This is a genomic window from Hymenobacter sp. (assembly GCF_036387835.1).
In the GTDB taxonomy this organism is placed as follows: domain Bacteria; phylum Bacteroidota; class Bacteroidia; order Cytophagales; family Hymenobacteraceae; genus Hymenobacter.
Map to the genome: position 1 here is coordinate 22813 of NZ_DASVSY010000106.1, position 22222 is coordinate 45034.

18 protein-coding genes and 1 pseudogene are annotated in these 22222 nt (G+C 52.6%); 6 read left to right on the forward strand and 13 right to left on the reverse strand.

Annotated elements, in window-relative coordinates; genetic code table 11:
* Window positions 1–10: 10 nt before the first annotated feature.
* The 5 genes from VF639_RS20560 to VF639_RS20580 all read right to left on the reverse strand — a co-directional run bounded on the left by VF639_RS20560 (window position 11) and on the right by VF639_RS20580 (window position 6882).
* Window positions 11–1099: an efflux RND transporter periplasmic adaptor subunit gene (locus tag VF639_RS20560; protein WP_331147820.1), complete on the reverse strand. Its 1089-nt coding sequence runs from the start codon at window positions 1097–1099 to the stop codon at window positions 11–13.
* Window positions 1100–2809: 1710 nt separating this feature from the next.
* Complete coding sequence (locus VF639_RS20565) at window positions 2810–3496, reverse strand: 3-keto-disaccharide hydrolase (RefSeq protein ID WP_331147821.1); 687 nt, start codon at window positions 3494–3496, stop codon at window positions 2810–2812.
* 267 nt (window positions 3497–3763) lie between these two features.
* Window positions 3764–4891 (reverse strand): SGNH/GDSL hydrolase family protein, encoded by a 1128-nt coding sequence (locus tag VF639_RS20570; protein WP_331147822.1) that lies wholly within the window; start codon window positions 4889–4891, stop codon window positions 3764–3766.
* Between the two features lie 83 nt (window positions 4892–4974).
* Complete coding sequence (locus tag VF639_RS20575) at window positions 4975–6417, reverse strand: APC family permease (protein ID WP_331147823.1); 1443 nt, start codon at window positions 6415–6417, stop codon at window positions 4975–4977.
* A gap of 288 nt (window positions 6418–6705) precedes the next feature.
* Entirely contained in the window at window positions 6706–6882 is a 177-nt protein-coding gene (locus VF639_RS20580; protein ID WP_331147824.1) for a hypothetical protein, read from the reverse strand.
* A gap of 1371 nt (window positions 6883–8253) precedes the next feature.
* Here VF639_RS20580 and VF639_RS20585 point away from each other — a divergent pair.
* From VF639_RS20585 to VF639_RS20600, 4 genes are all read left to right on the forward strand, one after another.
* The gene (locus VF639_RS20585; protein ID WP_331147825.1) at window positions 8254–8457 is read left to right on the forward strand and encodes a HipA N-terminal domain-containing protein; all 204 of its coding nucleotides are present in this window, start codon (window positions 8254–8256) and stop codon (window positions 8455–8457) included.
* Between the two features lie 259 nt (window positions 8458–8716).
* Window positions 8717–9514, forward strand: a complete 798-nt coding sequence (locus tag VF639_RS20590; RefSeq protein ID WP_331147826.1) for a 3-keto-disaccharide hydrolase — start codon at window positions 8717–8719, stop codon at window positions 9512–9514.
* Between the two features lie 425 nt (window positions 9515–9939).
* On the forward strand, window positions 9940–10332 hold the full coding sequence (locus VF639_RS20595) for a hypothetical protein (protein ID WP_331147827.1): 393 nt from the start codon (window positions 9940–9942) through the stop codon (window positions 10330–10332).
* Between the two features lie 87 nt (window positions 10333–10419).
* Window positions 10420–10734, forward strand: coding sequence for a transposase (locus VF639_RS20600; RefSeq protein WP_331147828.1), 315 nt, complete (start codon window positions 10420–10422; stop codon window positions 10732–10734).
* 60 nt (window positions 10735–10794) lie between these two features.
* Here VF639_RS20600 and VF639_RS20605 read toward each other — a convergent pair whose 3' ends face one another.
* The 5 genes from VF639_RS20605 to VF639_RS20625 form a co-directional block, all read right to left on the reverse strand.
* Window positions 10795–11097 carry a hypothetical protein gene (locus tag VF639_RS20605; protein ID WP_331147829.1) on the reverse strand — a complete coding sequence of 101 codons (303 nt, stop codon included), beginning with the start codon at window positions 11095–11097 and terminating at the stop codon, window positions 10795–10797.
* Window positions 11098–11470: 373 nt separating this feature from the next.
* The gene (locus tag VF639_RS20610) at window positions 11471–12097 is read right to left on the reverse strand and encodes a carbonic anhydrase (protein WP_331147830.1); all 627 of its coding nucleotides are present in this window, start codon (window positions 12095–12097) and stop codon (window positions 11471–11473) included.
* Window positions 12098–12840: 743 nt separating this feature from the next.
* A complete protein-coding gene (locus VF639_RS20615; protein WP_331147831.1) occupies window positions 12841–14346 on the reverse strand; it encodes a TolC family protein in 1506 nt (501 codons plus the stop codon).
* Window positions 14347–14387: 41 nt separating this feature from the next.
* A complete protein-coding gene (locus VF639_RS20620) occupies window positions 14388–15770 on the reverse strand; it encodes an HlyD family secretion protein (protein ID WP_331147832.1) in 1383 nt (460 codons plus the stop codon).
* Window positions 15763–16773: an ABC transporter transmembrane domain-containing protein gene (locus VF639_RS20625; protein ID WP_331147833.1), complete on the reverse strand. Its 1011-nt coding sequence runs from the start codon at window positions 16771–16773 to the stop codon at window positions 15763–15765. Before VF639_RS20625 ends, VF639_RS20620 begins: the two co-directional genes overlap by 8 nt.
* 782 nt (window positions 16774–17555) lie before the next feature.
* Here VF639_RS20625 and VF639_RS20630 point away from each other — a divergent pair.
* Entirely contained in the window at window positions 17556–17951 is a 396-nt protein-coding gene (locus VF639_RS20630) for an integrase core domain-containing protein (RefSeq protein WP_331147834.1), read from the forward strand.
* 258 nt (window positions 17952–18209) lie between these two features.
* On the opposite strand, the gene VF639_RS20635 is transcribed toward VF639_RS20630, so the two are convergent.
* From VF639_RS20635 to VF639_RS20645, 3 genes and pseudogenes are all read right to left on the reverse strand, one after another.
* Entirely contained in the window at window positions 18210–18791 is a 582-nt protein-coding gene (locus tag VF639_RS20635; RefSeq protein ID WP_331147835.1) for an IS5 family transposase, read from the reverse strand.
* Window positions 18733–18858 (reverse strand): annotated as a pseudogene (locus VF639_RS20640) (transposase); the annotation flags it as partial. The pseudogene VF639_RS20640 and the gene VF639_RS20635, both read right to left, overlap by 59 nt.
* Before the next feature lie 429 nt (window positions 18859–19287).
* A complete protein-coding gene (locus VF639_RS20645) occupies window positions 19288–21552 on the reverse strand; it encodes a molybdopterin-dependent oxidoreductase (RefSeq protein WP_331147836.1) in 2265 nt (754 codons plus the stop codon).
* 300 nt (window positions 21553–21852) lie between these two features.
* On the opposite strand from VF639_RS20645, the gene VF639_RS20650 reads away from it, so the two are divergent.
* A partial coding sequence (locus VF639_RS20650) for a transposase (RefSeq protein ID WP_331147837.1) occupies window positions 21853–22222 on the forward strand: 370 nt, incomplete at its 3' end.

Genomic DNA, 22222 nt, shown 5'->3' on the forward strand with positions numbered 1-22222 from the left:
GCTAAAAAAGCTACTCGCTGTATACTTTCAGGTGCGAGATGACAGCTTGCGGGGCCTTATAGTCGTAGGTCACCTTGTCGCCATCCTTCACCTTGCGCAGGCCCTCCAGCATAATCCGGTCGTTGGCGGTGATGCCGGATTTGATGACGTACAGGTCGGGCATTTCAGAGGCAATACCGATTTCCCGTTGGTGCACCACGTTGCCTTTATCGACTACGAAGACGTATTTTTTCTCCAGGATTTCGAACGTGGCTTTTTGCGGAATAATCAGGGCGTGCTTGAGCGGCACCGTCATCAGCACGCTGCCGGTTTCGCCGTTGCGCAACAGCCCTTTGGGGTTAGGAAAAGTAGCCCGGAAAGCAATGTTGCCCGTTTCGTTGTTGAAGTCGGCCTCAATGGTTTGCACTATGCCGGGTTGTTCGAATACTTCGTTGTTGGCCATCCGCAGGTTAACGTTCATGACGTTTTCGGCCTGCGCGTGGCTTTTATAAGACAGGTATTCCGCTTCCGGCACGTTGTAGTACACCCACATTTTGCTGTTATCGGAGAGAGTGGTCAGCAAGTCGCCCTCATCGACCAAGCTCCCTAGCCGGGCCTGGAAGTGGTCCATGATGCCACTAAACGGGGCTTTGATGGCGGTGAATTGCAGGTGCGTCTGGGCCAGAGACACTTCGGCGTGGGCTTTATCCAGCTTGGCTTGGGCCAGGGCCAGTTCATTGGGCGACACTACGTTGTTGTCGGCCAGCTTCTTGGTATTCTGGTATTCGATGTTCACGAACTTGGCTTCGGCCTCCGATTTTTTCAGCTCTGCCTGATAAAGCATCGGCATGATCTGAAACATCATTTGTCCTTTCTGAACAGACTGCCCTTCATCCACAAAAATCTTCTGCAGATAACCTCTTTCCAGCGCCCGCATCTCGATGTGCTGGATGGAATGAATCTGAGCTACGTATTCCTTGGTGATGGTTGTGTCTTTTTGTAAAGGGCTGGTAACTAAGAATTTGGTTACCTCTTCTTTTTCTTCTTCTCTCTTAGAGCAGCTTGTATTGCCGTACAAGGCACTGAAGCTCATGAGCATGATCAGAAATCTTCTTTTCATAAAAAACTTGACTGGTGATAGTAGGAGATAAGGGAGTAGTGCGCTGGACTATGAAAGTCTGAGGGTTGCGCCAAGCGGTACCTCCGGCTGCTCGACGGTTAATTGATGTGTTGCCGATTCGACCGTAATGCGTACCCGAAACTCATTGGCTGGTCAGCGTTGTCGGCTTCTTAGCTGTACACGCTGCGCAGTTGGCTTAACTCAAGCAAGCCGTTTAAGCTCCCGGCAAGAGCTGGTGCTAATCCAAAACTGAGAAAGTAAAATCGGGGAGAAATGCCGAGGCTGCATAGGTGTGTTGAATGCTTGGTCGCACAAAACACCTACCGCTACATGAATTCAAAATGAAGGACTAAATGAATTGCATTTAAAAATCCCTCCACCCCGACGGTATTTATGACTGCTTTTTGCCTCCTATTCCTCCCCTACAACAGGCCGCAGCGGCCTCAGTGAGTGTTCTACCACCAAACAGGTGGCTTTTTTCTACTGCTGATTATTTGTGCAAATCTGCACTCGTGCCGCCCTAGTTAAAACCAGATGATTTTTTATTCACGCCCCTCTGGCTGGTTGCTGTTGCGGCGCCGATGGTACTGCCTATCCATAGGCATGCAGTGGTTTCAACCCCTGGCCAGGCTGGAAAACACTTGTCGGCAAATGAATAACACGGGGCAGTCTTGTCTGCTTGTGCAGATTTGCACTTCATTTGTGCTTATCCAGGTTTTGTCTTGTTAGGTAATAACTACCAGCAAAACACTGCATTATGAGCAGCTTGCTTTAGTGCCTAGGCACTATTTCGGACACAAGCAGTTACTGCACCCGTTTTAGCTCATGCAGCGGCTCCGTTTCGCTTAGTTTAGTTAGCAGACGTCATAGCAATTCCCGTTTTATGGTGGTTGAGTCGGGAAGTGAACAGGCTTTTCTTTAGCCCCTACTAGATTCTAACTTCCTAAATAAGTGCAACCTTGCGGTTATAAGTTAAATCAGCGCCTTCCAAGATGCAGTTTATTTGATGTACTAGGTACGCGGATTCAGAGGTAGCAGCATCTGCTTCTAGGAGTACATTTTGTATTGCAGGCAGCTTCGTTTGCTCTTGCAGGCATTGCTACTTACAGTACAATGTGGCTATGCCCAACTCCTTAGTAGCATCAGTGGCAACGTCTTCCAAGGCATTATACACCTCTCGCAACTTACGCTGCGCCGCCTCATACAAAGCGCGAAAATCCTCGGCCTGCCGCTTGTAAGTACTGTTTTTAAGGAGAAGACCTAAACAAAGAGAAGAACAACAAAAAGCCCTAGTAGCATAGCTGTAAGAAGGTTATACACAAATACATTTTTTTATTTGAATACATATTTATTCTTTAAATGAAAGAATATTCTTTTAATGCAGCAGGCACTTTTTGGCATTCTTAAAATCTCTGCTTGCGTTTCAGTGTGCGCCAGCACATAGCCGGCCATGCCTCCCCTAGCGCCCGAACCCACAATGATAGCATCGTAAATGATGTTCGATTTCTTGATCAGAAACGTGTTTATACACTAACGAGAGTGATGGCAGAAGAAGCAGTAGTAGCCTGGCAGCGTATTCTCTATCTATATCTATACAAATCAAAGATTCGCATAGCGCAGCCACCTAGAAATTCATGGCTTGGTAATACTCTCTCTAGTAGCAACCCACCGAAGCACGACGTTCAGTTGAATCCAGATAACTACTAGTTACTAAAGCTGGGTAATTCGAATATTGCGAAAGGCAACCTGGTGGCCGTGATCCTGCAAAGCAATATGTCCTTTCGGATAGGCAGCAAAGTTTTTCCAGGTTTTGAATTTGCTGTTTTCCAACATGGTCTGCCATTCTTTGCTACCCATTTGAGCGGTAACAATGGTCGTTCCGTTCATCGAAAAAGTAAGCTGACCGTCTTTTTTGCGCAGTTTTATTTGATTCCATTCGCCGGCAGGCTTTACTGCGTTTTTAGCAGGTGCCTGCATATCGTATAAGGACCCGGCTAGGTGCGTGGCTTTCTTGTTGTCTTCGGCTTTCTTATCGTCCAGGATCTGCATTTCCACCCCCGTTTCGTAGGTATTGTGAAAAGTGGTATCCTCTTGCACCCCAAAAATAATTCCGCTGTTCCCGCCTTCTGTTATATTCCACTCCAGGGTTAGCTCGAAGTTTTCATATTCCTTATCGGTCACCAAATCGCCCTGCTCGGGTGCTTTAGGATCTAATTGTAGCGTGCCGTTAACCGCTGTCCAAGCAGGTTTCGCCTTGGGCTTCAGGTAAGTATGCCAGCCCTGGGTGGTTTTACCGTCAAATAGTACTTGCTGATTTGCTTTTGCGGCTGGCTTTTGGGCCGTAGCTGTCTGGCCAATCAGGACTGCTGCTAGTACCGTGAAAAAGAAAGCCTTCATGCTGGGTGGGTGGTTTCAGGTAAGAAGATAGCAGCCTCTTACCGTAGGTTGCCTGTGCGCTTAATTCAACCTGGCTACTTAGCCACAGGCTATTAGCAACTAAAAGCATTGCCACTGCCTAGTTCAAGGTATGGGTTATAGGTGAGTTTCTCAATCCTTTAAAGTTGGGTGCCATAAACTAGGCCGTGTCCAAATGAACCGGTACCGAAGACTCTTCTAATCATAACTGGCAACGGAGCACAGGAGCTAAAAGCATCGATCAGCTGGTTAAGGCAATCTTGCTGGCTCGGTTTTTACTTGTAACAGTTTTTGAAAGAACGGCTCTATTTCTTTCGCTAATATGGCGTGGTCTTCTACGCTGGGGTGTCCGGAGCAGCCGTGGGCTTGCATGGGCTGGAAAAAATACACGGCCACTGGTTTGTCGGTGGGGTAGCCGGCATCTGTTTGCTGTTTCACGGCAGTAAGGCAATTTTGCAGCAGCGTGCGGTTTTTTCCGTTGATCATCGGGCTGCTCAGCAAGGCAATTTGCGTTTTCGGGTACTTTGATTTTACGAGCTTAACAAATCCCACGTACGTAGCAACGTAGCTGGCACTGTCGAATGGCAGGCGTTGTTTTTTGCCGTCGCCGTTGCTTAAGTCGTTAGTGCCTAGCGCAATGCTGACTACCTGGGGAGAATAGGAAGCGAAGTTCCAGAGCTGTGCGTTTTGTTGCTGAAAGTCGATTTTCTCGTACACCTGGGGCATGGTAGGGCCGTCACTGTTCCAGTTGCGATACATCCCAATACCACTGACACTGCTGAGCACAAAATTGGTTTTGAGTGCTCGTGCCAAGCGCGGGCCGTAGGCCATGTAGGCGTTGTGCTGGTCGTGGTATACGCCAGTGCCGCACGCTACTTCCGACGGGTCGGCGGCCGCGCCGCAGGTGATGCTGTTGCCGATAAATTCGATGAGGGGAGCCTTGGCGTTGGGCAGTGCCTTTAGCTTGCGCCCCGTAATCTTTTCAATGGCAATTGGTCCGGTGTGGGCTTCCGTCGCTTTATAGAGCCGAACGGTATGCTTGCCTCCGCGGGGAGCCATAATAACAAGGGGAGCTTGTGAAGCCCCCAAAACTTTAAGGCGCTTCTGATACACGCCATCCAGTTCGTATTGCAAGTAGTTATGGTCTTGGTTGGTATGAACAAAGAGTTGGCATTCCGTGCCCTCGAAGCTGAAGCCAACGTGTGCGGCCGAACTAATCAACTCCAACTGCTGCTGGTTATTTATTAACGACCGACCGTAGGGCTGCAAGGCAGTAGCTGGTAACGTATCGGTTTTTTTGGTAGCTCGGTGCGTTGGATCACTGCCGAGTACCAAGCTGCTAAAACCTATTAGCAAGGAGTAAAAAAAGTTATTCACGAGAAAAGTTACTGTTGGGAAGAAGATCAAGTGAAAAGCCGCGTAAACCAGCAAAAGGAGGCCCGCTGTCAGTTGCTAGCCGACTATCCGTCCGCGGCTCGTTTTGAAAGCACAAGTGTGCGGGCCTGCCGATGAAAATAAGCATAAAAAGGGAGCCCAGTCGAAATCAGCCCCAAGCCAAGGAGCGACTGTAGCGGTTGCGTAAGCAAGGTGTGGCTAGTGAAGATGAGAGTGAAAAGCAGGAGCACGAGCTGCACGTACGGGTAGCCCGGCACTGGGCCCTTGATTAAACCCTGACGCTTCATCTTAACGACGGCCAGAGCCAGTAAGCCGTAAAACAGGAACGTAGCAAAGATGACCAAGTCGGTCAATTGCTCGAAGGTGCCGGAGACAATCAGCACAGTACTCCAGGCTAGGGTGTAAACCAACGCCCGGTGAGGAGTGCGGTGGCGGGGGTGCACAGCAGCGGCGGATGAAAAGAAAAACCGTTCCTGCGCCATACGAAAATAAATGCGGCTGTGCGAGAGCAACACGGCGTTGAGCGTGCCGAACACGCTCACTAGAATGAGCACCGTCACCCCCGTCTTTCCCCATTTACCAAGCACGGCCTCGGCCACTACGGCGGCCCCAATTTCATTCGGCCCCACTGCCGCCAGCTTGGTTAGGGGCAGCGCCCGCAGGTAAGCATAGTTGACCAGCAAGTAGAGTACCACAGCAATAAGGACTCCCCCGATAACAGCCCGCGGCAGATTGCGCCGCGGATTTTTCATTTCTCCCGTAACGAAGGAGAGGTCCACCCAACCGTCGTAAGCCCAGAACACACTCAGCAAGGCCCCAAAGAAAGCACTACCCAACGATACGTCTCGAGCAGGAGCCACCGTGCCATTCACCAGTGTTGCATTCCCTGGGCTGGCAGAGGCGAGAAACAGTCCTGCGAAAATGAGCAACAGAATTCCTCCGATTTTGGCGGCGGTAAAAACATTACTCAGCTGCCCGCTACCACTTACGCCGCGGTAGTTCACCCAGGTTAAACCAGCCGCGGTGGCCATTGCCAGCAGTTTGATACCCGAGTCAGCAAACGGATAAATCACTTGGCCAATTGATACCTGCGCCAGGTGTTGTGCTGGATTGGGCAGCGGCAACAGCGCGTTGACGGATTGGGCAAAGATGAAGGCCAATGCCGCCACCGACGCGGAGCCAATAATGGTAAAGTCCGTCCATCCGAAAAGGAAGGAAGCCAAGTTGCCAAACGAGAGGCGTAGGTATTCATAAACGCCGCCGGATTCCTCGGTAAGCGAAGCCATACCGGCCAGATTTAAGGCGCCGCATAGGGTGATAAGGCCGGCCACTAGCCAGGCCGCGAGAATCCACCCTTCGCTCAATCCACTTTGCGCCAAAGGCACAATCTTTTTGAAGACACCGGACCCAATCACGATGCCGGCGACCAGCAAAGTCCCGGTGCCCACGCCCAAGGCCCGAACTAAGGTTGTGGGAGCAGAGACGGGTGGCTTTTCTGGAACGTCCATGGCCCAAGGTAATTGGTTTTGCCATACCACTAAAAACCCGCTCTAGATGCTTTCTTTCGTCCTTGACTGAATATGCAGACCTTTAATAAGTAGCTGTAAGATCAAGCGCAGCCAACACTTTACCGGTAGGTAGGCGGCACTTTGGAACATAACAGCAACTCAAGTGCAGATGCTAACAACGTGGTGGCACATGTTGTATCCGGGGTTCTTGTTACAACGGGGCGAAAAATTACGGTAAGCGCTAACGCCTTATTCAGCAGTGAGGCTACTTGGTCGTCAGCGACTTAGCTAGTGCTGGTATTTTGCCAACGTGTCCCAGATTTCGTACAGCGCCACCCCACCAACATTGCCAACAAAGCTGGTATTTATGAGCAATAGTCGGCCAATACCAGCTTTGGGGTCAAAAAATAGCAGTACTATCACGCCAGGGTCGCCGCCAGTATGGCCGGTGTAGCTAATGTCCATGAAAATACCCGCGTTGTAAGATTCGCTGTATGGGGCATTGGTAAAATAGCAGGTGATTCTTATTTTGGGTGTCTGCTTCAGACAACGCTAACGTGTGGTAAGTGTGGCAGCACGGCCCTGCGCAAAAATGGCAGCCTGAAAGGCCAACTCAAGTAGCAATGCACAGCCTGCCGTTATCAAGCCGTAGTTTCGCCCGCCGCCCTTGAGGCACCAGCCGGGCCGTGGAAGTACTCTGAGGCTTACGGGGGCGCTTCCAATAAGATTTGACGCGGTTTTAAGCGGCCGCTAAGTCGCCAAAGACCGGCTCATCGCGGGTGCGACACAAGCCATTCTCGTCTTTAAGGAAATAAGCTCCGCCTGCACGAGATGGAATAGGCCAGGCCGACTGCCTCGACCGCCAGCGACTGTAACGGAATAGTTTTTTCGGACATCATGGCGAGGACAGACAGGATGAGGTAGGGAGCCTGATCAGCCGACAGTGGCAGTGGGGACCCGCAGCAAAAGTAGGAACTCGCTATTAGCCTCCTTTCGTCTAATGACGGCTTTAGGTGGATAATTTGATGCTTAATGGGAGCAGGAAATAAATCACGCTATTTACCTGGCCGGGCCGTCCCCGGCTGGAGAGGTGCGAGGGCTATTACCGCGGCGCGGATAGGGCGCAAGTCTATGGCAGGGCTTGCACCTAACTCCTCGGAGAACGTGGCGGCTGGTTCGGCCGCCCCAAAGAGGGCGCGGGTACAGCAACTGGGCTAGCAATTGCTGCGCGAGTAACTGGCTTGCTTCCTGCGCGACGCCCAAGTGTTCATGGAGAAACTACGCTACTCGCATCTGCACGTTCTCAAACATCGCTTCGTGCAGACGCACAGTTCTTTGAGGCAACCGTACGGCCTAGCAATCAAATGCAGCGGTCAAAGTGCCTTATGACGGACTCATGGTCAAGGACAAAAAGGGAAGGTTGCCCTAGTGGCCATCTTCCATAAACTGCTTATGCAATAGGCTGATAGCATCGGTATACAGCACGGGATTTGAATACTGTATAATTTATACCCGATCAGGTATACGAATAAGAAAACAGCATAACCTCATACCCGCTCGGGAATAAAGCTAATGTTACTTGCCGAATCATTCCCGGGCGGGTACAAGGTTATGACTTCCCTGCCAGCTGCGTTTATTAAACAACGTCGTAAACTATTGCAGTTGTCCCAACCGGATTTGGCGGCCAAGGCTGGGGGCGGGCTGCGTTTCGTGCGGGATCTTGAACTGAGCAAAGCCACTCTGCAGTTAATATAAAGTTAATGCTGTGCTGCGCCTGTTTGGCCACGAATTGGCACCCACGCCGCCGGACCGTAGCCAGTTACTGGACACACCACCATGAGAAGGGCCGAAATACGCTTGCACGGGCAACTGGCTGGCCACCTCACGCAGGATGAGCAAGGCTATACCTTCACCTACGTCCCAGCCTACCTCGCCGCGGCCACCGCGGAGCCGGTGAGTTTAACGCTGCCCTTACGCGCCGCACCCTACGTGGAGCGGATAATGTTTCCGTTTTTTGATGGTCTCATTCCCGAGGGCTGATTACTGGAAGTGGCCGAAAAGAACTGGAAGCTCAGCGCCCGTGACCGGATGGGCTTACTGCTAGCCTGTTGCCAGGACTGCATTGAGGCCCTGAGTGTTCATCCTCTGGCGACCGATGAACCATGAGCCGCTGCTTGTTCTGCTACCAGCCCGTACCCGATAGCGGTCTGGACTATCATTTGCCCTACAGTAATTTCTGCTGTTTCATCTGATAAAATTCGTTAGGTTACCAATACCCTTTATCATTTAAACACGACTTATGCGACTAGTTGCCGTTTCGATGTTGTTGCTGCTGGCGTTAACTAGCTGTACATCTGCTCCGCTTTCACGAGGTGGTAATGAGTGGATCAAGCTTTTCAACGGCAAGGATATTTCCGATTGGTTTGTAAAAATCCAGCACCACAATGTGGGTGAGAATTTTGGGAATACTTTCAGAGTAGAAGATGGTATTATAAAGGTGCGCTATAATCAGTATGGAGAATTTAACGATCAATTTGGACACTTGTATTACAAAATACCCTTTTCCTATTATCATCTCAAATTGGAGTACCGCTTTGTCGGAGCACTTCAACAAGGGGCACCAAGCTATACGTTACGCAATAGTGGCGTCATGTTTCATTCGCAAGATCCGCGCACGATGCCGAAGGAACAGGATTGGCCCATTTCGGTTGAGTTTCAGTTTTTAGGCGGTCTTGGGGATGGGAAGCCGCGTCCTACCGGAAACATGTGTTCGCCGGGTACCCAAATCGTGTACAAGGGCCAACTCGATGAGCGACACTGCATCGATTCTAGCTCGAAAACCTATGATGGTGATCAATGGGTTAAAGCGGAACTCATTGTGTTGGGCGATTCATGCATTACCCACGTCATCAATGGCGATACCGTTATGCGCTACTCGAAGCCTCAGATTGGGGGAGGCGTCGTGAATCGGTTCGATCCGGCTATGAAACAAGATGGGAAAATGTTAAGAAGCGGTTTTATTGCGCTACAAAGCGAAGGACAGCCAGTTGACTTTAGAAATATAGAGCTGAAAGATCTGTCAAAACAGCCGCGGTAGCTAGCAGAAGTCAAACGGCGGCGCGGCGCCATACGTCAGCACCACGAGAGCAACGGCCACGCAGAATGTTGGCCTCAGCGGCCTCGGTTAAAGGTTGGTTGAAAAGTTAGATTTGAAACAGCAAATCATTGCCTTTCAATGGCTTATTGTTCGACGGTGAGACCAGTGCGTTGAATTAATTAAGTGGTCTGGAGTCACAAAACTTACTCTGGGGTGTATTGGTATACTCGATTTCGCTTTGTATACCCACAATTATAGCAATTTCGCGGCTGGTGTACCCTATTTCTGGTTAGCACGTACGCTAGCGTATGCAAGCGTACTTCCTTGATTTGCGTACCCGTGTAGCCGCGGCTTGTCAGCAAGCCGGCTCCTGCTAAGAACAGGTAGCGCAACGCTTCGGCGTCAGCGTTTCGTTCGTCAAAAAGTTGCTTCGGCGCCAGCGCCAGACGGGTTCGCTGGCGGCCAAACCCGTCAACGGCGGACCTGCCCGCTGCCTCTCGGCCGAAGACCAAGCCTGGCTGGTGGCCTACGTGCAAGAGCACCCCGACGGGACGCTAGCTGAATTGGGGCACGCCTGGCAGCACTACAGCGGCCGAGTCGTGGGCCAGACCTGCCTGTGGCAGGTGCTGGCTGAACACGGGCTGCGGCGCAAAAAAAGTCTGCACGCCAGCGAGCGTGACACCCCCCGCGTCGCACAGACGCGGGAGAAGTATAGGCAGACGGAACAGGTGCGCCCCGCTACCGCCCGCTTTCACTTTCTCGACGAAACGGGCCTGCGCCTGGAATACACCCGCCGCTACGTCGGGGCGGCAGCCTGACGCTAATCGGGACCTTGTTGATGGCCGGGCTCGGCGCCGTGCAACTGCTGGAAGGAGCCTTGAATCAGCGCAGTTTTACCTTCTATAGTGGTGCACTGCCTGGCTCCCACACTCGCGCCCAGCGACGTGCTGGTCTTGGACAACCTGCCCGTGCACCACCTGAGGGGCTTGCGGGAGTGGCTGGCCGCACGGGGCATCGACGTGCTGTTCTTACCTGTTTACTCGCCCGACTTCGCGCCCATCGAGCAGGCCTGGAGCAAGCTCAAAACCAAGTTGCGCACAGCCCAGGCGCGTACCCGGCAGGCCCTGCAAGAAGCTGTGCAGGCCGCCATCGACTGGATTAGCGGTGACGACGCGAAAGCCTGGTTTAACCACTGCGGCTATCACGTACACCGTTCATGAATCCGCTATAACATTCTTGTAATTCCTACTTAACCAAGTATTTGTAGAATAGCTGATAAACTAAGGATTTAGAGAGTATAATTCCAATATTAATCGCTCAAATCTAGAATCTTTTTGATCATATATTAAGCCACTTACACTTATAACTTCATCATTAACTTTATTTCCTATAAATGCTGCATCAAGTAGTTCGTAGGCTTGACGATAAATAGTTAGTCTCACAAGAAGCTCTTTTTGTTTATCTATAGTTAAAAAAGCGAATTTTTCAGAGCTATTTCTAATAAGTTTTTCTGATGTCTTTTCCGCCTTCGTATCGTATCTATTTTCCTTGATAACCGTATTTCTTATGGACGTACAATCCATATCGTGCACAATTACAATCTCTGATATCACTTCTTGATTTATAAAGTGATCTAACGTTTTGGCAGAAGAAAATTCTGAAAAATCAAATACTTAGCCCAAAGCGGTCAGGAAATAAGCATCCTGACGGAACTTTTCCTCTAACGCTTGTTCGAGATGACAATCAGGGCATACCGAACAAAGTTCCCTTTTTTTCATAATTATGAGTTTACCTGACTAATAACTATTCATTTTAAACTGAATTTAAAGAAATATATTGACGATACTGCCGCTTCAATGGCCTAATCCTCAAGATAAATGATTTAATGGCACCTGAAAACTGAAGTTGTGTAACACGAAATCGCAGCTATACTACAATAAAATTTCCAGGTTTACTTCAATCAAGACGATAAATTTCCTTTATATTTTCTAATAATTTTATAAAGTCTATTTTTAAGTCAATCAATTTTCCCGAATGCACATCAAAAACCCATCCGTGAACAGTAAGATTTCGATCACGACGGGCTTTTTGCACTTCCGCCGTTTTAAGAATGTTAATACACTGTTCTTCAACATTCAGTTCTACCAATCTCTTATAACGCAGTTCTTCGTCCGCAATATTATTTAACTCGTCTTTGTGCGTTCTGTACACGTCACGAATATTTCTTAACCATGGGTTTAATATCCCTAAATCTTCTGATCTCATGGCTGCTTGGACGCCACCACAATAATAATGACCGCAAATCACTATGTGATTTACCTTAAGGTGTAACACGGCATAGTTGACAACTGACATCACACCTAGATCAGTATTAGGAACCATATTAGCAATGTTTCTAAGCACAAACACTTCCCCAGGTGATACACCCATAAGTTCTTCAGCTGTTACACGGCTATCTGAACAACCTATATAGAGAATATCTGGAGTTTGCCCTTTAGACAGGTTACTAAAGTAGTCCGGCTCTGTGCTTAGCTTCTTTTGAACCCAGTTTTGATTGTTTTCGAAAATTCGTGTAATGTCCATTTCTTATTTGTTTTAATCTTTCGTCTATGTAGAAGTGTCAAGTGCACTAAGCCTATAACATTTTATTTAAATATGTATAGCTTAGTTAAGAGATCCGGACCAAAAAAAGATGATGCTTTCTTGTTAGTTACGCCAACCGTGCTCTATTAGCACATGTACGATGTCATGTATGATGTTGTTCCCCTTTTTGATGTAAACGTTTAATCATAACTCTTTAGTAGTACAGCTGTCTAAATTTTTACGATGCCATCTAGTGCTTTGGTGTGCATAGCATAAAGTTGTTGGTCAACCACCGTAATCGAATGCACTTCTAATATTTCGGTGGCCTGATCGAGCCGGAGCCGATACTGCTTAATAGATATTGAGTAGTGGCGTTGTAGAACACTTCAACTCCTGCTTCTTCAACGAGCTTGCGACTTCAACCAGGACGGTCGTCATAGAGTGGTTTGTTCTGGAACGTAAAATCAGCGGGCATGTTAGCTTTCTTACCTACTACATTGTGTACGTTCGTTTTAAACTTAGTTCAGTCAGGATAGGTATCCTTTCCGGTTTTTTGCATCAATGATACTAAGCATTGTCTTTGGAGCCACTGTATCGCGCCGAAATTCATTATTCTTCGTCTTTATAAGAATAAAAAGCTGTTCAATAATTGGCTTTGCACTAGGATGAGTTGAGTGAGATTACAATACTTAATTAAATCTTTACAAACCGCTCATTTAACCCGTTGGCGCTTTTGTTCTTGCTTACCGCTCAGTGTTCGGTTCGGCCTCCAGGGTGTAGGTTCCGGCGTAGTAGTAGAGTTCAGCTAGCGTCTTCTCGTAGCTGGCACGCATGCTTTCCTGCTTCAGACGCAAGTCAATAAGCTTGGTTTCGCGGTTGTTGACGAGGAAGATGGTGCTTTCGCCTAGCTCGAATTTTTGCAGCTCCGCTTGTAATAAGGTGCGTTGGTTGGCAATCGTTTGGGCCTGCACCGTGAGTTGACGTTCGTAAGCCTTCAGCGTGTTGTACACAGCATTGACTTGGTTGACGATAGTGCGGCGACTTTGCTGCTGTTCCAACGTAACGTCAAGCACTTTGAGGCGGACTTGCTGAAGTTTGCCACGCTCTTTGCGCAGAAACAGCGGGAAAGCAAAGTCGACCCCTAGCTTGTAGTTGTCCCACCCTATGTCGTAGTACCCGGGTATTTCGGAGCGGTAGAAGTCGCCGCGGCTGAGTAAACTGCCCGTCACGTTGATAACGGGCTTGAGCATCTCCCGTTGGTAGCGCTCTTCGATGCCTAGCTGTCGAATCTTGGCGTCGAGCTTGATAAGGGTGGGATGACGGTTGGAAGCTAGGTCCCGCAGTTGCGCGAATTGCGTCGTATTTACCGCATTGAGGCGCGGTACTTGCGGCACGGCATAGGTCGGCAGCTCCAGCGGTTGGGCGTCCTTGTTCCACAGGTGGTTCGAGAGCACCAGGCGGGCATTTTGTAGCTCTACTTGTAGCTGCTCGGATTGCACAAGGCGGTCTTGCACCGTAATACGGGCCTCCACCGAGTCGATGGGGGCCTGGTCGCCGAGGATGGCGCGCCGGCTGGTAGCCTGAAAGCGTGTATTAGCGAGGTCAACGCCTTCCTGAATCAGCACCGATTGCTGGTAGGCATAGTACCAGTTCCAGTAATCCTTGGCCGCTTGCAGCCACACCTCGTTGATTTGCTTCACCTTATCCGCTTCGGCTGCCGTCACCAGGATGCGGGCTTGGCGCAAGGTGCTACGCCGGGCGTCAATCAGCAACCCTTGGCCCAATGGCACCGATAAGCCCACGCCTGCCAAGCCATTGAGCGGCGTGCGGTGCTCGGGGTTAACGTAGGTGCCGACCATGCGGTCGTAGCTCGCTTTCAGGTCGATGCCACCCGGCCAGAGGGGCACCTTCAGTTCATTACCCCAAAGATTATAGTAGTCGGTACCGCCGAACAATTTACGGTCGAAGCCCGAACCTAGCTTAGGATCAAAGCTACCACGGGCTTGTTGCATCTGCGCCTGCGCGTCGGCGCTGAGCAGGGCCGCTTGCTTTACTACGGGATGATTGACAAAAACTAAGTCGGCTAGGTCTTGCAAGGAGAACACGCGTGCCGTGTCGGTGGCGGGGCCATCGGCGGCTAGCTGCCGCGTTTGCAGCGGCACCGGCGCGCCAATGCCCGGCGGACGTACCGGGAGGGGGTTAAGTTGCGCTTGGACGCCAACAGCCCGCAATAACAGGCCGAATAGCATCAGCCAACGCGAACTAGGGCGCCCAAATAAACAGGGCCTTTTCATGACTTTTTATCCTCGGCTTTGTTCTTAATGGGAGCTTCCTCGGGGGCCGCTTGCAGGCTAGGCGGGAAGCCATTGAGCTGCCGCCAGATTTCGTACCACACCGGCACCGAATCTAGAATCACCCAACCGTATACGCCTGAGCCTAGGCGTAGCTGATTTGGCCACACACCGTCGTTATTGGCGTGGTCGACCTTAGGACGTACTAACAATCGGTACCGGCCATTGGTGGTGCTGATCACGTCAATGACCGTCACGGTGCCGCCAAATGTACCCACGGCCACCGAGGGCCAACCCGAAAACTGGACCGCCGGCCAGCCATCAAACTGCAAGCGCACCGTACGCCCGCGCTGAATGAGGGGCACGTCCATGGCGCGTACGTACAGCTCGGCGGCGAGCACGGGCGCGTCGGGTTGCAGGGTTGCAATGGATTCACCTTCTTTGATCGTTTCACCAATACCGGCTTTGAGCGTGCGCACCACGTAGCCTGCTTGGGGCGCCCGCACGGCATACATACCACGGCGTACCTCTACGTTGCTGATCTTGTTGCGTAAGGCGGCTACCTCGCCCTCCGAACTCGACAAACTCGACATCGCCGAACTGCGGTCTGATTGGGTTTTAGCAATGTCTTGCTCGTACTTGGCCCGCAGGTTAGCTAGCTCGATGGTCGCGTTGGCGAGTGACTGCCGCGAATTCAGCAGCTTGTTGCGTTGCGCTGTCACTTTTGCCAGGTCCTCCTGCAGTTTCAAGCGCCGCGACTCAATATCCGTCAGCGAGAACAGACCATTTTTGTAGCCTGCTTCGTAGCGCGTCAGGCGGGCCTGAGCAATCTGGAAGGCGTTGTTTACGGCCACTAAGTCAGCGTTGTCAATTGAAACCGTGTTGCGAGCCTGAGTTACACGGTTGCGGGCAGCCGATAGCTGTACCTCTAACGTGGTGCGCAGGGCCGCCAGCTGCTGATCGGTCGCGTTGATTTTAGTAGCATTGGCTGTTACGTTACCTCGTTTGGCAGCTAGCTGCTCGCGCAAACGTTGTGGCAAGTTGGGGTCGAAATACTCGTCCTTAATTTCAGAAATGGTGAGGATTGTGTCACCTTTCTTCACCAACTGGCCTTCACGCACGGCCCAGTGCTCAATGCGGCCTGCAATGGCGTTCTGCACCGTTTGGGGCCGATCTTGGGGGCTCAACGTGGTGAGCGTGCCGGTGCCCTCAATGGTTTGTCGCCAGGGCAAAAATAAGATGACCAAGAACATAACTCCTGCCACCATCATGATGCGGCCAATGCGACGACCACCTTTCGGGTCAAGGAGTTCTTTTTGTGAACGAGTGAACTCTTCATCCCAGACAGCCGCGCCTATGTTTTGATTCGATAGATTAAGCATGCGCTTCTGAGGTCTTATTTGCAACGAGAGGTAAGTCCGTTACCACGGCTAGCTTTTCCACACCGGTTAAAATATCGAAGATGGTGCTCACGCCAGTGACCAGCTTCTCGATAGAGCTACTAATCTGCACGATAAGTACCTCCGCAGCCACGAATTGGCCTAAGGTCATTTGGCGCGATACCACGAACAAGGTGCCGGCAATCAGCATGCCGCCCGTCAGCACCGTGCGCAATGCCACCGACCAGCCGAAGTACTGCTTCAGCACCCGAAAATGGTCGTTACGGGCGTGCAGGTAATCAGCGGTGAGTTCGTCGGTGCGCTGCATGGCGCGGCGTTGCTCCTCAGGGTTATCGCGGTATTTCGGAAGAGCCCCGGCCACTTTTTCCAGCCAATCGACCGTTTTATACTTATACGACGATTCCTCCAAGCTTGTCCGCAGGGCGCGCCGGTAGTTCAGCCAGTAAATAAATACCAGCATCACGAGCGTAAAAAAACCAACCCCAATAAAAACGGGGTGGTAAAACGACAACACGATCACGCCAAATAATACTTGAATGCCAGCAAACATCAAGTCAATCAGGAGCTTGGTAAGGCCCTTCTGCACCGTCAGAATATCGAAGAAACGATTGACCAACTCGGGCGGGTTTTCGCCCTCTAAGGCTTTAGGGTCAACGCGGGGCAAAAGGTAGGCAAACTCGGCGGCAGCTTTGGCAAACAAACGCTGCTCAATGGCTTCTACTAACGTCATTTGCCCAATAAGAAGAAATCCACCAAGCAGCACCCCGAGCACCACAACCGCAATCAGAATGTAGGTCGAGGCAAACACAGCCCCTGTTGATACCAAGTTGAATATGGCCTGCGTGCCAAGGGGTAGTGTAAGGCTGATGAGGCCCGTGAGAATGGCGTAGTAGATGATGTAACGGATGGAACGACGTTCGGTATCGAGCATGCGCGTGAGGCGCTGCCAAGGAGAAGGTGGTATGTGTACGTTTTTAGAAGCCATGCAAACAAAGGGTGGGGTGAGGAGTGGCATGCGGCGCGCCATGCCTATAGGGTAAAAAGCTGCGCGAACACGCTGAACTGTAGGAAAGATTCAGACCAGTCAGAAGAAGGGCGAGAGCTAGCTTTTCCGGATAGAAATGGTACTCAGAAAAGTTAGCTTCTCATGGCACAAAGGTAGTCGGGGTTGCACTAGTAACTGGACCAAGAATGACTTGTGTTTAAATGTGAGGCTTCAAACCGAAATTTCAGCGAAATCAGTTTGACAAGGAATGCCAGATTTGATGGTGGCGCAAGCCTGTTTGAGTAGTTTGTTGCAAACGGCAGTTAAGACGAGCTTTCCGTTCTTGTCTTTGGCCACGAGGCAATCATACAACACTTTACAAGCAGCGTTGACTTTCTTCGTCGAAAAGCAAAAGCTGCACATAAAAAACCTGCGGCGAATTTGTCTTCCCCTGTGCGTGTGATACGGGTCCTGCCACGCGCCAGTTCCCAAATTGCACTCGTGGGGACGGAGGCCAGCGTTAGCTAGTAACTGCCGGTAGTTATCGACTTACGCAAAGCATTTGGCGAAGAGCAACAAGGCGGCCGCTGTTTTGCGGCCAATACCCAGAACGGAGCACAGCAGTGGCATCTCGCGGGCGCAGTAATGCTCCAGCAAGTGCAGTAATTCGGCTTCGAGCGCGCATAATTGTGCTTCCAAATATTCAAGCCCCTAGTGCAAGTGCTCCCGCGCGACGGCGCTCACCACAGGGTGCTGCAAGGCGCTGGCACGTGATGACCAGTATGCCCGAAGAACTGCTTACGACGGCCTTGCATCGGGCCTTGCTGGCCCAGCAGCCGACACCCGGTTTGCTCGTTCACTCGGACCGAGGTGGCCAATACTGCGGCAACGCCTACCGCACGCTGCTACACCGCCACGCGGCCTTGCGCTCGCAAAGCCGGCGTGGCGACTGCTACGATAATGCCCAAGCCGAAAGCCTCTGGTCGCGTCTCAAAACAGAGGTCCTTGAAGTCCGTGAGCGGCCTGTTTTGGTCGACCTCTGGGACGCCCAACGCAGCGTCGCCGACCATTTTGATTATTATAATCACGAACAATTGCACTCGAGTATCGACTATCAAACGCCGTATTACGCTCACCAACAGCTTCTTCCACTTAACGCCCTAAACTGTCCAGTCTAACCGGACCACCTCAGCTCAACAGGCCATCAAGAGCCCTGAAGCTTCTCCCAAACCACGTGTTGAACTACGGTAATGGGGTGGATCAAAAAATCCAAGATTTAAAACAAAGTGCTTATTCTTTTCCGAACCGTCTTATTGGACCACATCTACGACATTATTAGGTTTAATTGATGTCAATTATTGTAGCCTAAAACTTATGAGTTGTTGAACTGCCACTAAGTCCTTAAACTGTCTATTTTTACTAGCGCGTGTGGACAATTAGCGCATCCAGTCGAGGGCCGCGAGTAGGTGGGCGACGGTTAAAAAAGAGACGGCTGTTTTTTCGTAGCGGGTAGCAAAGCCGCGGGCTTCTTTGAGTCGACCAAAGAAGCGCTCAAATTTGTTGCGGTCGGCGTAGAGATTCTCATCGTATGCGCGTTGGTCGCGGCGCGAGGCTTTGGGCGGGATAACGGGTTGCGCTGACTGGCCGGTACTGGCTTCCAGCACGGCGTTCGTGTCATACGCTTTGTCGCATACCACGGCCTCAGGTGGCTGAGCCAGCGCCGTTGGCAGTTGCGGACTGTCGACGCACTCGGCCGGGGTTAAGCGTAGATGTAGGCAGTTGCCCGATGCGTCCACTACAGCGTGCACTTTCGTGCCGAAGCCGCCGCGGCTGCGTCCCGGCGCTTCGGCTGAGGCCGTACTTTTTTTGGCCCGCTGCCGCTTCGTGGGCCTTGACGGTGGTCGAATCGACCAGCACCCAAGCGTCGTCAGGTTCTTGCACGGCCTCAAACAGCCGCTGCCACACGCCCGCTTTGGCCCACCGGCGGAAGCGCCGGGCCACCGTATTCCAGGGACCAAAGCGAGCAGGCAGGTCGCGCCAGGGAATGAATGCCCGTGCGGGAGCGGTAGAACACCGCCGTGCCAATGAGGCGGTTATCCTGTCCTGTTACCCCGCGAGTGCCGGGTCGGCCAGGCATATAGGGTTCAATCAACTGCCATTCTCTTTCGCTTAATTCGCGGCGGCGCATCCGCAAAGATACAGACCCCTCAGTTGTCCACAGACTTTAGACCACCTCATACTACTACCTACTGCGCGAAACCGAGACGAAAATAGCAGGTCAATGGCTGGCTGGAAGTGCACCGGTGATTAAGAAGTATCATAGGCTTGAAACAGAACGGCCGATGTTACGTCCTGAAAGCAGCATTCCCCACGCCCACGGGTGAACTGATTTTTCACGCGCCATGGCCACGCTGGCGTAAGTTGAAAATGCCCTTATCAGCCGGTGTGTACGTGCCGGCTGATAAAGGCGAAAAAACTTACTTTGGGGAACAAGTCTCCGTGTAGCACAGTGGGCTACACGGAGGCGCCGGTCACCTTGCGAATCTTCACCGGCACGTATTTGTGGTAGGGCGTTTTGGTGAAAGGCTCGCAATTTTTGCTGTCCGTCAGCATGTTGAGCTCCGGGCCGGTCGGCGGGCCGCCCTGGTAGCGCAGGCCATAGCCATTGGGCAGCGTCACCATTTTCCGGCGCACGGTAGCGTCGACCTCCACGAACACCTGGATGCTGCCCCGGGCCGACTCGCACACCACTTCCGCGCCGGGCGCGAGGTCCAGCTCCAGGGCATCGTCGGGGTGCATGCGCAGGCTGCCCTTGGGGTCGGTTTTGCGCCAGGCCGGGTTGCGGTAAATCTGGTTGGCATTGTAGCTGCGCCGCTCGCCGGCCATGAGCACGAACGGAAAATCACCGGAGGCTTCTTCCGCCTGCTTCAGCGCCTGCATGGCCCCAAACATTTCCGGGATTTCCAGGTAAATCTTCCGGTCGGGGTTTTTGAGGAGCGACCACACGTCGGCGTAGTCGTGCCGGCTGATAATCCGGCCCGATGGGCTCGCCAAAATCGCCTCAAACAGGGCATTGCCCAGTGTGCGGCGGCTGCCCTCGAGGCCAGCTTTTTTCACGGCGTGGTAGTAGCGCGTGGCGTAGCCCACGGCCAGGCCCAGCAGCGGCGCAGCGGCGGCCAGCGGCGGCGGCAGGGTTTTGCCCAGCGTGCGGTACAGCACGGAGCTGGCCAATTTTTGCAAAAGCGGCTTGCGTTTAAACAACAGTTGCAAGGCCAGCAAATAGCCCAGGCGGGCCGTGGCCCGGGGCTCGCCCCGCGCCAATAGGCTCAGCACCGGGAAGGTGGTGGGCAGCAGGCCCATTTTTTCCAGAAGCCGGGTATAGATTTCCGGCTCGGGCAGCGCCTCCTCCAAGGGCGGAAACAGCGGGTGGCGCAGGTGAAAGAAATTGGCGGGAAACTCCAGATTGAAGCCGGAGGCTTCGAGTTTTTCGAACTGCGAGGCCGCCGGCAGCACGTAATGCGCCAGCCGGGCCGTTTCGGTCATGGCGATGTCGACCACCACCAGCAATTCCAGTTTCTCGAAGGCGGCGCGGTAGGCCTGGGTGTCGGCGTAGGTGAGCACCGGGTTGGCGCTGTCTACCCACACGGCCCGCACCCGGTCAGCCCCGGCATGATTGATTTCGTCGGGTAGGATGTTGGGCGGATACAGCCCGCCAATCGGAAACATCTGATGCGCGGCGGTGCGAAGGCCCTTTTTTCGCTCGTCGGTATTGCTGGCCAGAGGGATAAGGTACGTGTGCAGGTTGTTGCCGCCGGCCCGGCCAAAATTGCCCGTCAGCAGGTAAAGCAGCTTTTCGAGGTAGCCGTTCAGGGTCGTGTTTTTGGAATGCTGCGTACCCAAATCGACCCGCACGCAGGCCTTTTTTGCCTGGGCAAAGCCTCGTGCCACGCGCTCAATGTCGGCCAGCGGCACGTCGCAGCGCCGGGCATAATCTGCTGTGTCAATGGCCAGCAACTCCTGTTTCACGGCCTCGGAACCGGTGCAATGTTGAGCCAGAAACTCCTCGTCGCACAGGTTTTCGCGCACGATAACCGCCAGCAGGGCCAGCATCAGGTACGCATCGGTGCTGGGCCGGAGCTGCAGGTGGATGTCGGCCATTTTCGCCGTTTCCGTCACCTTCGGGTCAATGACGACCATGGTGCGGGCGGGGTCTTTTTGCAGGGCTTTCAGCGTGTCGCGGGCATTCACGATGCCGTGGGCCTGAAACGGGTTGGTGCCGATGAACAGCACGTAGTCGGCGTGCTCGATGTCTTCGGTGGTGTGGCAGAGCTGGCTGCCAAACAGGCGGCCGTTCACCCAGATATCGCCGGTTTTTTCCTGCGCCAGGGCGGTGTAGATGTACCGGCTGCCCATTGCGGCCAGCATCTGGCTGCTGTACACGCCGCCCCAATGGTTGCCCTGCCCGCCGCCGCCCACGAAGGCAAACGCCGGCCCGCCGTGCTGCTTTTTTACCTGGTTGAGCTGCTGTGCGATTTCACGCAGCGCGGTGTCCCAGCTGATGCGGGTGAACGAGCCATCGGGCTGGCGTTTAAGCGGGTAGCGCAGGCGGTCGTCGTGGTTTTGGTAATATTCGAGCCGGGCAGCCTTCTGGCAGATGTAGCCCTGGCTGATAGGATGCTTTTCATCCCCCCGGATTTTGGCGAGTCTGCCCTCCTGTGTGTCGACCTCGAGGCCACAATTTCTCGAACACAACGGGCAAGCGGTAACGGAAAAGGACATACGGCTGGGCGAGTAAATTAGATAAAGAGGCGATGACCCGACTCGGGACAGTGCCCCGGCATGCTGATGGTGGCAGCATCCAGGCAGAATAAAGCAGTCTGGCAGCTGTAGTTCCAGGGAAAAACGGCCTTATACAGGTAGCATTCCAGGTAAACAAAGGGCCGGCCATCGGTAAAAATAGGGAAATCTAGCGGTAGTAGGAAAACCCCAAAAAGGGTGGGGCAGTTGTGGTCAACAGCCGCTTGGGTTAACTGGAGGTAGTCTAGAGCCTGTTATGGACTGGTGAGCTAAATTTGGGGCATGGCACGGCAAGTTGGTTACCCGAGTGATGTAACGGATGCGGAGTGGGCGTTTGTAGCGCCGTATCTGGCCCTAGTGCGCGAAGATGCGCCGCAACGGCAGCACTCGTTGCGGGCCTTGTTCAACGCCCTGCGTTACCTGGCCAAGACCGGCTGCGGCTGGCGCTACCTGCCCCACGATTTGCCGCCTTGGCCAGCGGTGTATCAGCAGGGGGGGCGCTGGCGAGACAACCGCTGTTTCGAGCCCTTGCTGGCCGATTTGCGCGAACTGGCGCGCCTGCTGGCTGGCCGTCAGGCCGAGCCCACGGCCAGCATTCTGGACTCGCGCACGCTGCAAAGCCCGCCCGAAAGCGGGGCACGGGCGGGCTATG

Bases quoted from the DNA above. Each gene is read 5' to 3' on its own strand.
- VF639_RS20560 (WP_331147820.1), bottom strand. From the start codon at position 1,099: ATGAAAAGAAGATTTCTGATCATGCTCATGAGCTTCAGTGCCTTGTAC.
- VF639_RS20565 (WP_331147821.1), bottom strand. From the start codon at position 3,496: ATGAAGGCTTTCTTTTTCACGGTACTAGCAGCAGTCCTGATTGGCCAG.
- VF639_RS20575 (WP_331147823.1), bottom strand. From the start codon at position 6,417: ATGGACGTTCCAGAAAAGCCACCCGTCTCTGCTCCCACAACCTTAGTT.
- VF639_RS20580 (WP_331147824.1), bottom strand. From the start codon at position 6,882: ATGGACATTAGCTACACCGGCCATACTGGCGGCGACCCTGGCGTGATA.
- VF639_RS20585 (WP_331147825.1), top strand. From the start codon at position 8,254: ATGAGAAGGGCCGAAATACGCTTGCACGGGCAACTGGCTGGCCACCTC.
- VF639_RS20590 (WP_331147826.1), top strand. From the start codon at position 8,717: ATGCGACTAGTTGCCGTTTCGATGTTGTTGCTGCTGGCGTTAACTAGC.
- VF639_RS20605 (WP_331147829.1), bottom strand. From the start codon at position 11,097: ATGGATTGTACGTCCATAAGAAATACGGTTATCAAGGAAAATAGATAC.
- VF639_RS20610 (WP_331147830.1), bottom strand. From the start codon at position 12,097: ATGGACATTACACGAATTTTCGAAAACAATCAAAACTGGGTTCAAAAG.
- VF639_RS20615 (WP_331147831.1), bottom strand. From the start codon at position 14,346: ATGCTATTCGGCCTGTTATTGCGGGCTGTTGGCGTCCAAGCGCAACTT.
- VF639_RS20620 (WP_331147832.1), bottom strand. From the start codon at position 15,770: ATGCTTAATCTATCGAATCAAAACATAGGCGCGGCTGTCTGGGATGAA.
- VF639_RS20625 (WP_331147833.1), bottom strand. From the start codon at position 16,773: ATGGCTTCTAAAAACGTACACATACCACCTTCTCCTTGGCAGCGCCTC.
- VF639_RS20630 (WP_331147834.1), top strand. From the start codon at position 17,556: ATGCCCGAAGAACTGCTTACGACGGCCTTGCATCGGGCCTTGCTGGCC.
- VF639_RS20645 (WP_331147836.1), bottom strand. From the start codon at position 21,552: ATGTCCTTTTCCGTTACCGCTTGCCCGTTGTGTTCGAGAAATTGTGGC.